Below are 12,328 nucleotides of genomic sequence, written 5' to 3'. Positions count from 1 at the left end.
GTGCTTGCGTCGGAGAACACCACCGGTGGCGCCGCCCCGGTCGTCCGCGAGCAGCGAAGGGTCCCCGCCATGTCCCCCACCTCCCGCGCGCGGCTGCGTGACGCCCGTGCGTTCGCCGGCCTCGGGCTGGCCGCCGGGATCGCGGTGCCCGCCGCGCTCCTGGCCGGTCCGCAGGCCGCCGCCCAGCCGGCCGCCTCCTTAACGGCCCAGGCCGAGGCCGACGGCGAGCAGGCTGCCTGCGGTGATCCGGGTGCCAAGGAGTTCCCGATCGAGACCCGGATCCAGGACGCGCCGAGGACGTACGCCTCCGGTGGCGGTCACGGCACCTGGTTCCTCGATCTCACCAACACCACCGACACCGCCTGCCACGCCTTGCACCCGGTGCTCGTGCTCAGCGACGAGGACCGGGAGCTGACCGCCGACCAGATCCGGCTGACGTTCTCCGAGGCCGGCCGGCCCGGCGCCGAACACCGCGTGAGCTGGGAGACCACCGACCGCCACGAGCAGATCGGCGTCTTCGGCGGCGCGCCCGAATCCACCGCTGCCGACGACTTCCTCGGCCTCACCGTCCCCGCCGGCGCCACTGTCAGCGTCCGGGTCGAGATGGCCTTCACCTCCGCCGCCGGCCCCGGCCGGATCACCGCCCACGCCGCCGTCGTCCAGCGCCACCACCAGGACAAGGCGAAGGGCGGCGGGCGCGAGGACGGGGACTGGGTGGGGGAGTCGGGGGCGTACCGGTTCGTGATCGTCGACGGAGTCACCGGCGAGTACCCGCGGCCGCGGGCCACCGAGGAGGACCGCGACGGCCGTACGGACGTGCCAGCCGAGCCCCGGCCCCGTACGGACACCACCTCAGCCGCGCCCAAGCCTTCCTCCACGCCCGCGCCCACTCCCACCTACACCGGCCCCGGCAAGGAGCCCGTCCCGGACCCCAGCTCCCTTCCCCGTACGGAACCCGGTACAGAACCTCGTACGGAAACGTCGGCGCCTCCCCGCCGGGACGGCGAGGAGCGGCCCGTGCGCCCGCCGCAGTACGCGACCGGCCGCCCGCTCCCCGAACTCGCCCGCACCGGACCCGAGCTGCTGCCGTGGGCCGGAGCGGTCGCCGCCGCGCTCGTCCTCTGCGGTGGCGCGCTCATGGCGAAGGGCCGCCGGATGCGCCGGAGCCTGGACTGACCGCCACCGCGACCAGGACGTTCACCTCCGTCTGCCACCATCGGGCGGTGGACTACCCGAACGACCAGGCACCTGGCGCACCGATCCGCTCCGGCATCCCGGAGCACGGCCGCATCCCGAAGTACTACGCGGTCAAGGCCCAGATCTCGCTGCTCCTCGACGAGTTGGGTGAGGGCGGGCTCCTGCCCACCGAGCGGGACCTCGCGCTGCGCCACGAGGTGTCGCGCGAGACCGTACGGCAGGCGCTGCGCGAGCTGCTGCTGGAAGGACGGCTGCGGCGGCAAGGACGCGGGACCGTCGTCGCCGGGCCCAAACTGGAGCAGCCGCTCTCGCTCGCCAGCTACACCGAAGGCGTCCGCCGCCAGGGCCGGCGGCCCGGCCGGCACCTCATCGGCCTGGAACGCTTCCCCTGTCCCGACGCCCTCGCCGCCGAGATCGAGGTGGCGCCGCGCGAACCGGTCTGGCACCTGGAGCGCGTGCTGCTCGCCGACGACGAGCGGGTCGGCCTGGAGAGCACATACGTCAGCGTGGCCCGACTCCCGCGCCTGGACGTCGAGTTCGACCCCGACTCCTCCTTCTACGCCTACCTCCGCGACCGGCTCGGCATCGCCTTCCAAGACGCCGACGAGCGCATCGAGACCGTCCTCGCCACGCCGCGCGAGGCCCTCCTCATCGGCACTCCGCCCGCTCTGCCGATGCTCCTCCTCCACCGCCTGTCCCGGGACACGGAGGGCCGGCCGCTGGAGCGGGTGCGGACGTTGTTCCGAGGAGACCGGTTCTCCTTCACCACGCGTCTGGGGCAGCCCGCTCGACGTGATGCGCCTTAGCCGGATGGTCCCGGCACCGCCGTTCGCGCCGGGCTCGGTCCGGCCGCTTCGTCGGTATCCTCACCGATCTGCTTCAGACGAAGCTCTGCCGCCGGAGCGATCCCTGAACACCGGTCACGGGACGGGCTCGGCCGGCTCCCGATACCCACTCCTGCCCGTCGTGTGGCGCCGGGCTTCCGCTGATCCGCAGCAAACCCGCACGCGCGCTGCACACACTTCTCTTCGATCTCAGGTCGATGCGCCTGAACCGGTGAACCCCCGAGGGGGCACTGTCGTGGGCATCTTGGGCGCGGCCGACGTCGTCGTGACGACCACCACCGCGGCGTATTCCCGGGTTGCTCGGCTGAACCCGCTGTCGCAGATCCTCAACGACCGGGCCGGACAGTTTTCATACATTCGACGCCGTGCACTCAAGAGTTCGCTGAGCAGCTGATTCCACGGCGGCATCCTTCCTAGGATGCACCGCTTCGTGCCTGCGTGGAGCCCAGGCGCGCGTTGGGAGAGCGCTTCGCGCTCCGCGTGCGCTGGTAAAACAAGGGGTAGGTATTCCAAATCCTCTTACTTTCTTTCGAGTGTGCACACCTGAGAGTGCATTAAGCGCCACGGCTCGTCCATTTCCGGCCATCTGGCTGAATGGGCGAAAACGCCCATCGAGATAATATGGGTAGGCCGAATTTCCTCAACGCGGCGTCTGATGAATGCAGTTGACAAGCGAAGCCGCCGTGTCGCCGGTCTCTCTCCGCTTTCCCCTAGTGGATTTCCCGCATGAATGTCGAGAGGCCAAGCCGGTGATTGCGCAGCTTGCGCAAGAGTGAATAGCTTCTCGGTAACGCCACTTTTGCGTGACGGCCTATGAGCCGATTTTTGGCCGCACCCGACTGCAGGCCGCAGCGGGCAGTGCGAGGACCTTCGCCAACGCATGCGAAGTGGCGACCCCCACGGCCCGCGGTCCCGCGTCATGCCGGATCGCATTTCTCTCAGGAGTGGTCCACTGATGACCATCACAGAGCAGCCATTTCACGGCTGGTCCCCCGAAGCCGTCGTCTTCGACTGCGACGGCACCCTCATGGATACCGAACAGCACTGGCAGGACGCCCGAGGCCGGGCGTTCCGGGACTTCGGCCTACGGCCGGCGCCCGGGTTCGCCGAACGCGCCAAGGGCGTCCACTACCTCGACTGCGGCCGGATGATGGCCGAGGAGGCCGACAAGCCCGACCTGGCACCGGAGCTCACCGAGTCGCTGCTCGCCCACTTCATGGAGCGTGTCGCCGATGACCCGGTGACCATGCCCGGGGCGGCCGAGTTCGTCCAGAACCTGTCCGGCCGCCTTCCTCTGGCGGTCGCGAGCAACTGCCCCCTGGCGGTGGTCAAGAGGAGTCTGGAGCAGGCCGGCCTGCTGTCGCACTTCGATCATATCGTCGTCCCCAGCGACCCAGGATCGGCCGGTGCGGCCACCACCAGCACGGACGGTGGGACGCTCATCAGGCCCAAGCCGTGGCCGGACGTCTATGCCACCGCCGCACGGCTGTGCGGCGCTCGGAGCGAACGGACGCTGGCCGTGGAGGACTCGTTCACGGGCGTCGAGTCGGCCCGCCGGGCGGGGCTACGCGTGGTAGGGGTCGGCAAGCGTCCCACCGACGGCCGGGAGAGCACGGTCGATCTCTGGGTGCCCACCCTCCACGCCCCCGAGTTGCTGGACCTGGAGTGGGTGCGCGTCGGGTAGTGGCGGGAAGGCACTGACTCAGCTGGCGGCGTGTACGGCGTCCAGGCGCGCCCCGAGGTCGGGAGTCTCGGCCTGGGCGCAGGACAACAGGAGGGCGACGCCGACGGCCCCCGGGTCGGGAATTCCTTCGGTGCGTCCACCCAGGTAACTGGAACGCCCCATACGAGCCCGGAGCCTCGCGGTCGCGGCCACACCGTCCCAAGCGGACTCGGCCGCGATCGCGAGCGCGTCAGCGGCGGGAATCGTCACGGCGGTCGAGCGCAGGACGTCGGTGGCGGGGGCCAAGGCGTCTACGAGGGTCTTGTCCCCTGGCCGGGCGTCTCCGACGCGTTGGATCGCGGCGAGGCCGGCGGCGAAGCCGTCGGCCAGCGCGGCGGTGGTGAGCCCGTCCTCGGCGACTGTTGTGGCCAATGACTGCAGCAGCAGGCCGAAAAGAGGGCCGCTCGTACCGCCGACCTCGTCGAGAAATGCCTCGGCCGTAGCCAGAAGCGGCGCTGCGGGATCGGAGCCCGGCTCCGGGAGCCGGTCCCAGCGGGCCCGGGCGGCGTCTACCCCGGCGGTGAGGTTGACTCCGAAGTCCCCGTCGCCGACTTGCTGGTCAAGGGCGGTGAGCAGGGGCTCACCACGGTGGGCCGCTTCCGCGAAACGTCGCATCCAGCCGTAGGTGAAGCGGGCGCTGCTGGCAGGTTCGGTCATGGAAGTCCTCCCGGTGTCGGCTGCGGTGGAATGGGGCCGCTCTTCACCAGCGCAGGGCCGGGGTGTGGACCGGGGCGTCGTAAAGGCTCAGGTCCGAGGGGTCGACGGCCATCAGGGTGATGGAGAAACCGTGCATGTCCAGGGAGGTGATGTAGTTGCCGACCAGACTTCGGGCGAGCGGTACTCCGGCGCCCCGCAGTAGGGGGGCGAGTTGCCCGTGTGCCGCGTACAGCTCCAGCAGTGTGGTGGCGCCTAGGCCGTTGACCAGCGATATCACCGGGGTTCCGGTGGGCAGCGCCGCCAGCAGTTCCGTCGTCATCCGTTCGACCAGGTCGGCCAGCGGCTGGCGAGGAATGGTCGAACTGGCGCGTTCACCGTGAATGCCCACGCCGTACTCCAGCTGACCCGCGTCCAACGTGAAGGCGGGCTGACCGGTGGCGGGAGACGTGTGTGCGGCGGTGGCGATGGCGAGTGAACGGCAGCGCGCCACGAGCCGTTCGCCCAGATTCTGGAGTTCGGCGAGTCCCATGCCGGTGTCCGCCGCGGCACCGAGGATCTTCTCCACCAGGACGGTGCCACCCGTGCCACGCCGTCCGGCGGCGATGTCCTCCGCGTCGGAGGCGAGGTCGTCGTCGACGAGGACGCGGGCGCACGGTATGCCCTTGTGGGCCAGGCGCTCGGCGGCGATTCCGAAGTTGATGCGGTCGCCGGTGTAGTTCTTCACCAGATGGAGGACCCCTCCGGAGCGGGCGACCGCGAGAGATGCCTCGTACACCTGCCGGTTGTGCGGGGAGGCGAACACCCGGCCGGGAACAGCGGCGTCGAGCATGCCCCGTCCGACATACCCGCAGTGCAAGGGCTCGTGCCCTGATCCACCACCGGAGAGCAGGCCGACGACGCGCGTCGCGGATGTGTCGCGCGCCGTGAGGAAGCCGAACCGGGAGGGCGCCGACACCAGTCCCCCGTGGACATCGGCGAAGGAGCGCAGTGCTTCGGAGGCGAGGTCACCGGTTGCGGTCTCGAAGTACGCGGACATCTCACTCCTCGGATATCCAGGCGCACCAGCGGACCGACGGGCCGCAGGGGCGGACACGGTTTCACCAGGTTGCGATGGCAGCTGATGCCGCGCAAGTCCGAAGAGAGATCGCACATGTGTTCGAGTGCCGAGTGATTCTCGACCAGGCCGTCCGGTCTGCCGAGGAACGCTCAGGAAAGGGGTCCGGCGTCCCAGTACCCGTGACGGTCCTCCGGGTCGGGGAGAAGCGGCAAGGCGGGACGCTGAGATCGGCCTTGCTGTCACCGGCCGGCCTTGACAGGGCGGGACGCAGCCGCTTGCAGCGGTGTACGGATACGGGACGAGGTGTCTTTCCCGACGGCGTGCTCATGTGGTGTGCGCGATGGGAACGTCCACGCCCGCCTTGCGCGCGACATCCGCGGGCACCGGCCCCAGGAGGCCGCCGGCCAGGGGCCGCGGGCCGCGGTTGCCCACCGCCAGGAGGTCGGCCGAGTGCTCCCGGGCCACCCGCATGAGCACCGCGACCGGTTCGCCCTCGACCGCCCGCAACCGCACGCTTGTCGCTCCCCGGGCCTCGGCGCGCACGCGCGCGACCCGCAGGCTCTCCTCCGCAGGGGCGGAACCCACCACCTGGTAAGCCTCCTCGCCCGGCTCATGCTGAGCCTTGGCCAACTCCGGTCCTGACAAGGGCCGATAAGCACAGGCGGCCACCAGGTCCGCCCGGGTGCCCGCAGCCAGGCGGGCCGCGCTCTCCACTGCTGTGAACGAGGACGGCGAGCCGTCCGTGCCGACGAGAACTGTTCGATAGAGGTGCACTCTCAACTCCCCTAATATAAACACTACTTACTTCACAGTAAGTAGTGTGCGGCCTGTCGAGACGGGCATCGCACCTGTCGACGCGATGGAGCGCACCTTTCGCGAAGGGAGCCCGGGGAGTCGGAATAAGATCACGAATGCATAACGGGTCTAGCCCAAACTTGCGAGGTCGTTCACCATCCCGTTGTCGACCGGATGGGTCCGGGACACCCGATCCGAGGAGCGTGGCCGCCGTGAGAGTCATCGTCGTAGGAGCCGGCGTGGTGGGAACCATGCACGCCTGGCACGCAGTCAGCCGCGGCCACGAGGTCGTACAGATCGAGCGTGAGAGTGAGGCGCGCGGAGCATCGCTCCGCAATTTCGGACAGATTTGGGTCAGCGGCCGGGCCGGTGGCGACGAGCTGGAGGCCGCGCTGCGGGCGCGGGAGCTGTGGGAGGCGATCGGGCGGCGGGTGCCGGGGCTCGGCTTCCGGGCCTGTGGTTCGCTCACGCCGTTGCGGACCGCCGCCGAGGTCGCCGTGGCCGAGGCCGCCGTCGCCCGGACCGACGCGGCGGCGCGCGGCTACAAGCTGCTCACCGCCGAGGAGGCCCGCGCCCTCAACCCCGCCCTGCGCGGCACCTTCACCGCCGCGCTGTGGTGCGAGCGGGACGCGGCGGTCGAGCCGCGTACCGCCCAACTCGCCCTGCAAGCCGAGCTGCTGGCCTCCGGCCGGTACACCTTCCTCGGCGGCCGTGAGGTCCGTGAGGTCGTCGGTACCGCCTCCGTGCGCGACGACCACGGTGACGTCCACACCGGTGACGCCGTGATCCTGGCGACCGGCGCCTGGCTCGGCGGGCTGGTGCGCGAACTGGCCGGGCCCGAGCTGCCGGTGCGGCGCGTCCGCCTCCAGATGATGCAGACCGACCCGCTCGGCGAGCCTCTCACCACCTCGGTCGCCGACGCCGACAGCTTCCGCTACTACCCCGCCTACCGCGGCGAGGCGCTCGACGCCCTCAACGCCCGCCAGCCCCAGGACCCGGTCGCGGCCGAGCACCGTATGCAACTCCTCATGGTCCAGCGGAACGACGGCGGGCTGACCATCGGCGACACCCACGAGTACGAGCACCCCTTCGCCTTCGACACCGTCGAGGAGCCGTACGAACACCTCACGCGGGTCGTCGAAACCTTCCTCGGCCGGCCGCTGCCGCGCATCAGGCACCGCTGGGCAGGCGTCTACGCCCAGTGCACCGACACCTCACGCGTCGTCCACCGCCAGCGGGTGGCCGACGGGGTCTGGCTGGTGACCGGACCCGGCGGGCGCGGCATGACGTGCTCACCCGCCATCGCCGAAACGACCGCCGACCAACTGGGCTGGTGAACACAATGACTTCAGCGACACCGACGACCGACAACCGACTCGGCCTCGTCGTCCTCGACATGGCCGGCACCACCGTCGCCGACGGCGGCCTTGTCGAGCAGGCCTTCTCCGCCGCCGCCGAACGCCTCGGCGTACGGCCCGGATCCGGTGAGCACGAGCGCCAACTCGCCTACGTCCGGGCCACCATGGGCGAGTCGAAGATCTCCGTCTTCCGACACCTCTTCGGTGACGAGCAGAAGGCCCAGCACGCCAACACCGCCTTCGAGGAGGCGTACGGAGACCTCGTGGACGGCGGCCGCATCGCTCCGATCACCGGCGCGCGCGAAGCCGTCGAGCGGCTCACCGCCGAAGGCCGTACCGTCGTCCTGACCACCGGGTTCGCCCGCACCACCCAGGACGCCATCCTCGCCGCGCTCGGCTGGCAGGACCTCGTCCCGCTCACGCTCTGTCCGGCCGACGCGGGCGGCCGTGGCCGGCCCTTCCCGGACATGGTGCTGGCCGCGTTCCTGCGCACCGGTGCGGTGGACGACGTGCGGCGGATCGTGGTGGCCGGGGACACCTCGTACGACATGCTCAGCGGCGTACGCTCCGGCGCCGGGCTCGTCGCGGGCGTCCTCACCGGCGCCCACGACGCCGGCCAGCTGGACCGGCACGGCGCCACGCACGTCCTCGGGTCGGTCGCCGAGCTGCCGGACCTCATCGCGCGGGCCGAGGCATGAGCCCCAAGAGCCTCGCCACCGGCCCGGCCGTCGAGCCCATCGCCTCCAGCGGCATCCGGTTCGACGGCGTCAGCGTCGCGTACGGAGAGCACACCGTCCTGGACCGGCTCGACCTCACCGTCGAACCCGGTGAGGTCATGGCCCTCCTCGGGCCCTCCGGCTCCGGCAAGACCACCGCGCTGCGCGCCGTCGCCGGATTCGTCCGGCCCGCCTCCGGACGCGTCCTCATCGGCGGCCGCGATGTGACCCGACTGCCGCCGAACCAGCGCGGCATCGGCATGGTGGTCCAGCAGTACGCGCTCTTCCCGCACCTCAAGGTCAAGGACAACGTCGCCTTCGGCCTCAAGGCCCACCGCACGCCGAAGGCCGAGATCGCCGGACGCGTGGCGGAGGCACTGGAACTCGTCGGCATGGCCGCGTACGCCACCCGCTATCCGCGCGAGCTCTCCGGCGGCCAGCAACAACGCGTCGCCATCGCCCGCGCGCTGGCCATCCGTCCCGGCGTCCTCCTCCTCGACGAACCGCTCTCCGCGCTCGACGCCCGGCTCCGCTCCGGCATGCTCGCCGAACTGGCGCGGCTGCACCGCGAGTTGACGGACGTCTCCATCCTCTACGTCACCCACGACCAGGTCGAGGCGCTCACCCTGGCCGACCGCATCGCCGTCATGGACCGCGCCCGCCTCCAGGACTGCGGCACACCCGAGGAGCTCTACCGCCGGCCTCGTACGGAGTTCACCGCCTCGTTCGTCGGCAACGCCAACCTCCTCCCGGTCACCGTCACCGGCCCGGGACGCGTCGAGCTGGCAGGCACCCCGCTCGACACCCGTACCGACACCGCCGCCTCCGGCGCCACCGCCACCCTCTGCCTCCGGCCGCACCTCGTCGGCCTAGGCGCCGGGCCCAACGCGCTCACCGGCACGGTCACCGAGGTCCAGTGGCGCGGCTCCACCCACCGCGTCCACGCGGACGTCGCCGGCCACCCGCTCATGGCCGACCTCCGCGAACTCCGCGACCCTCCTGCCCTCGGCGACCCGGTCACCCTGCACTTCGCACCGGAGGACGCGGTGCTGCTCCCGGCGAACACCGTGAACGCGACGAGCGTCCCGGAGGTGGCCAGTGGCTAGCACCACCACCGCCGGCGCCACCGCGGCCGTCCGCCGGAAACCCGCAGGCCTCGCGAGGACACCCACCTGGGCCTGGGCCCTCCCGCCCGTCCTGGTCCTCGCGCTCGGCTTCCTCTATCCGCTGGCCCTCGTCGTCCGGCAGTCCTTCACGCCGGAATCACTGGACGAAGGAGGCGCCTCCCTCACCCCGTACACCGGGGTCTTCGCCTCCACCGCCTTCCGCGAGGCGCTCACCACCACCGTCTGGCTCGCGGCCGGCGCCACCGTCGGCTGTCTGGTCCTCGGCTTCGTCCTCGCGCTGGTCATCGCCTTCGTCCCGTTCCCCGGCGGCAAGGCCGTCGCCCGGTTCATCGACGTCTTCCTCTCCTTCCCGTCCTTCCTCATCACGCTGGCCCTGCTCTTCATCTACGGGTCGGTCGGCATGGCCAACGGAGCCTGGACCGGCGTCACCGGAGCGGCCGAAGGGCCCTTCCACTTCCTGACCACTCCTTGGGGCGTCCTGCTCGCGGAGATCACGTACTTCACACCGTTCGTGATGCGTCCGCTGCTCGCCGCCTTCTCCCAACTCGACACCGCCCAGCTGGAGGTGGCCTCCTCGCTCGGCGCCGGGCCGCTGCGGATCGTGCGGCAGGTGATCCTGCCCGAGGCGCTCCCGGCGCTCGCGGCCGGCGGCAGCCTGGTCCTGGTGCTCTGCCTCAACGAGTTCGGGATCGTCCTGTTCACCGGAGCGAAAGGCGTCACCACGCTGCCGATGCTCGTCTACAGCAAAGCCATCCTGGAGTCGGACTATCCGGCCGCCTGTGTCGTCGCCGTCGTCAACATCGTCCTCTCCGTGGGCCTTTACAGCCTGTACCGGGTGGTGAGCCGTCGTGCTGGTGCATAGCCGTACGGGAAAGTGGGCCACCTGGTCCGCGTTCGCGCTCCTCTTCATCCCTCTCTTCGCTGTGCCCCTCCTCGTCATCCTCGCCGCCTCGTTCGCCACGAACTGGTCCGGCGCCCTTCCCTCCGGCCCGACCGCCGCCCGCTACACCGCCGCGACCAGCGGCGACTCCCTCCAGGCGCTCACCACCAGCCTGGTCACCGCGCTCTGCGCCGGCGTGCTCGCTCTCGTCCTCGGCGGCTGGGCCGCGCTCGCCGCCGACTCGCTCGGCCGACGCGGAAAACGCTTCCTGGACGCGCTGTTCATGCTGCCGGTCGCCGTGCCGTCCGTGGTCGTCGGTCTCGCGGTCCTCGTGGCGTTCAGCCGGCCGCCGGTCCTCCTCAACGGCACCCGCTGGATCGTGATCATCGCCCACACGGTCCTGGTCACCGCCTTCGCCTACCAGTCCGTCTCGGCCGCCGCCCGGCGCCTGGACCCGATGTACGAGCAGGCCGCGGCCAGCCTCGGCGCGAGCCCGGCCCGGGTTCTGTGGCGGGTCAGACTGCCGCTCCTGCTGCCGTCGCTCACAGCGGCGGCCGGGCTCTGCTTCGCGCTGTCCATGGGGGAGTTGAGCGCCACGATGATGCTCTATCCGCCGGACTGGACCCCGCTGCCGGTGCAGATCTTCGCCGCGACCGACCGCGGCTCGCTCTTCACCGGCGCCGCACTCGCCGTGGTCCTGATGGGAACGACGCTCCTCGTCCTGACGGCCGTCTCCCGCATCCGGACCCGCGCCTCCTACCGCTGAGAACCCGAACCCCTTCACGTAACCGCTCCAGGAGAAGACACCCCATGCGCACCCCTGTCCTCAACCGGTCCCTCGCCGTCCTCGGCGCCCTCTCCCTCACCGCTGTCACCCTCACCGCCTGCGGCGGCACCTCCGCCGCGTCCGACGAGAAGGTCGTCACCGTCTACAGCGCCGACGGCCTCAAGGGCGAGAGGGGCGACGGCTGGTACGACAAGGTCTTCGCGGAGTTCGAGAAGGAGACCGGCATCAAGGTCGAGTACGTGGAAGGCGGCTCCGGCGAGATGGTGCAGCGCACCGTCCGCGAGAAGTCCAACACCCAGGCCGACGTACTCGTGACCCTCCCGCCGTTCATCCAGCAGGCCGACGCCAAGGGGCTCCTCGCGGCGTACGAGCCGAAGGGCGCCGACCAGGTCGGCGCGGCGGACAAGGCGTCCGACGGCAAGTGGACCTCCGTGGTCAACAACTACTTCGGCTTCATCTACAACAAGCAGCGGCTGAAGACTCCGCCGCGCACCTGGGAGGAGCTGCTGGACGCCTCGTACAAGGAGAAGGTCCAGTACTCCACGCCCGGCGTCGCCGGCGACGGCACCGCCGTGCTCATCAAGGCCATGCACGACTTCGGCGGCAAGGAGCCGGCGATGGCGTACCTGAAGCGGCTCCAGACCAACAACGTCGGCCCGTCCGCCTCCACCGGCAAGCTCGCGCCCAAGGTCGACAAGGGTGAACTCCTCGTCGCCAACGGCGATGTGCAGATGAACTACGCGCAGTCCAAGGACATGCCGAACCTCGGCATCTGGTTCCCGGCGAAGGGCGACGGGAAGCCCACCAGCTTCGCTCTTCCGTACGCGGCCGGGCTCCTGGCCAAGGCGCCGCACAGCGAGAACGGCAAGAAGCTGCTCGACTTCCTCCTCTCCGAGAAGGCCCAGCGCGATGTCAGCGCGGTCGGCGGAGGCTTCGCCGCCCGCAAGGACATCAAGGCCGGCGACGCCAACGCCACCGAACTGAACGGGCTGTTGGAGGGTGTGGAGATCTTCGAGCCGGACTGGTCGGACATCGGCACCAACCTGGACACGTACATCGACGCCTGGAAGACGGCCACCGGAAGCTGACCGGCCACCTCTCGGCCACGGTCTCCTGCGAAGGTCCATCCCGCACCGCGAAACCCGTACGGGCAAACCGCGCACCGCACAGGTCTGGACTCCGCCCG

The 12,328-nt window shown here is 70.6% G+C and carries 13 protein-coding genes; 10 read left to right on the top strand and 3 right to left on the bottom strand.

The genetic code is table 11. From position 1 onward, the window contains the following. The first annotated feature begins 69 nt into the window (after positions 1-69). The 4 genes from ABZ267_RS27120 to ABZ267_RS27105 all read left to right on the top strand — a co-directional run bounded on the left by ABZ267_RS27120 (position 70) and on the right by ABZ267_RS27105 (position 3,726). Positions 70-1,176, top strand: a complete 1,107-nt coding sequence (locus tag ABZ267_RS27120; RefSeq protein WP_356751497.1) for a peptidase — start codon at positions 70-72, stop codon at positions 1,174-1,176. A gap of 47 nt (positions 1,177-1,223) precedes the next feature. Further along, entirely contained in the window at positions 1,224-2,003 is a 780-nt protein-coding gene (locus ABZ267_RS27115; protein ID WP_356751496.1) for a GntR family transcriptional regulator, read from the top strand. A gap of 274 nt (positions 2,004-2,277) precedes the next feature. Then, complete coding sequence (locus tag ABZ267_RS27110) at positions 2,278-2,436, top strand: hypothetical protein (protein WP_356751494.1); 159 nt, start codon at positions 2,278-2,280, stop codon at positions 2,434-2,436. A 561-nt stretch (positions 2,437-2,997) separates the two neighbouring features. Then, a complete protein-coding gene (locus ABZ267_RS27105) occupies positions 2,998-3,726 on the top strand; it encodes an HAD family phosphatase (protein WP_356751492.1) in 729 nt (242 codons plus the stop codon). 18 nt (positions 3,727-3,744) lie between these two features. Here the strand turns inward: ABZ267_RS27105 and dhaL are convergent, their stop codons facing one another. The 3 genes from dhaL to ABZ267_RS27090 form a co-directional block, all read right to left on the bottom strand. Further along, positions 3,745-4,422, bottom strand: a complete 678-nt coding sequence (gene dhaL, locus ABZ267_RS27100; protein ID WP_356751490.1) for a dihydroxyacetone kinase subunit DhaL — start codon at positions 4,420-4,422, stop codon at positions 3,745-3,747. Positions 4,423-4,465: 43 nt separating this feature from the next. Further along, positions 4,466-5,458, bottom strand: coding sequence for a dihydroxyacetone kinase subunit DhaK (locus tag ABZ267_RS27095; RefSeq protein ID WP_356751488.1), 993 nt, complete (start codon positions 5,456-5,458; stop codon positions 4,466-4,468). A gap of 345 nt (positions 5,459-5,803) precedes the next feature. Next, positions 5,804-6,253 (bottom strand): universal stress protein, encoded by a 450-nt coding sequence (locus ABZ267_RS27090; RefSeq protein WP_356751486.1) that lies wholly within the window; start codon positions 6,251-6,253, stop codon positions 5,804-5,806. Positions 6,254-6,486: 233 nt separating this feature from the next. Between ABZ267_RS27090 and ABZ267_RS27085 the strand changes: the two genes are divergently transcribed. The 6 genes from ABZ267_RS27085 to ABZ267_RS27060 are packed head-to-tail and all read left to right on the top strand — an operon-like array spanning position 6,487 to position 12,230. Further along, on the top strand, positions 6,487-7,611 hold the full coding sequence (locus ABZ267_RS27085) for a TIGR03364 family FAD-dependent oxidoreductase (RefSeq protein WP_356751484.1): 1,125 nt from the start codon (positions 6,487-6,489) through the stop codon (positions 7,609-7,611). A gap of 5 nt (positions 7,612-7,616) precedes the next feature. Then, positions 7,617-8,330, top strand: a complete 714-nt coding sequence (locus ABZ267_RS27080; protein WP_356751482.1) for a phosphonatase-like hydrolase — start codon at positions 7,617-7,619, stop codon at positions 8,328-8,330. Further along, positions 8,327-9,454, top strand: a complete 1,128-nt coding sequence (locus tag ABZ267_RS27075; protein WP_356751481.1) for an ABC transporter ATP-binding protein — start codon at positions 8,327-8,329, stop codon at positions 9,452-9,454. Before ABZ267_RS27080 ends, ABZ267_RS27075 begins: the two co-directional genes overlap by 4 nt. Further along, a complete protein-coding gene (locus ABZ267_RS27070) occupies positions 9,447-10,337 on the top strand; it encodes a 2-aminoethylphosphonate ABC transporter permease subunit (protein ID WP_356751479.1) in 891 nt (296 codons plus the stop codon). The genes ABZ267_RS27075 and ABZ267_RS27070 overlap by 8 nt, the downstream gene beginning before the upstream one ends. Next, positions 10,324-11,121 (top strand): ABC transporter permease subunit, encoded by a 798-nt coding sequence (locus tag ABZ267_RS27065; protein ID WP_356751477.1) that lies wholly within the window; start codon positions 10,324-10,326, stop codon positions 11,119-11,121. Before ABZ267_RS27070 ends, ABZ267_RS27065 begins: the two co-directional genes overlap by 14 nt. Positions 11,122-11,165: 44 nt before the next feature. Next, entirely contained in the window at positions 11,166-12,230 is a 1,065-nt protein-coding gene (locus ABZ267_RS27060; RefSeq protein ID WP_356751475.1) for a 2-aminoethylphosphonate ABC transporter substrate-binding protein, read from the top strand. The last annotated feature ends 98 nt before the right edge of the window (positions 12,231-12,328 follow it).

It is taken from the genome of Streptomyces sp. NPDC006174, assembly GCF_040614075.1.
Taxonomy (GTDB): domain Bacteria; phylum Actinomycetota; class Actinomycetes; order Streptomycetales; family Streptomycetaceae; genus Streptomyces.
This window is presented reverse-complemented; position numbering and strand designations above follow the sequence as displayed.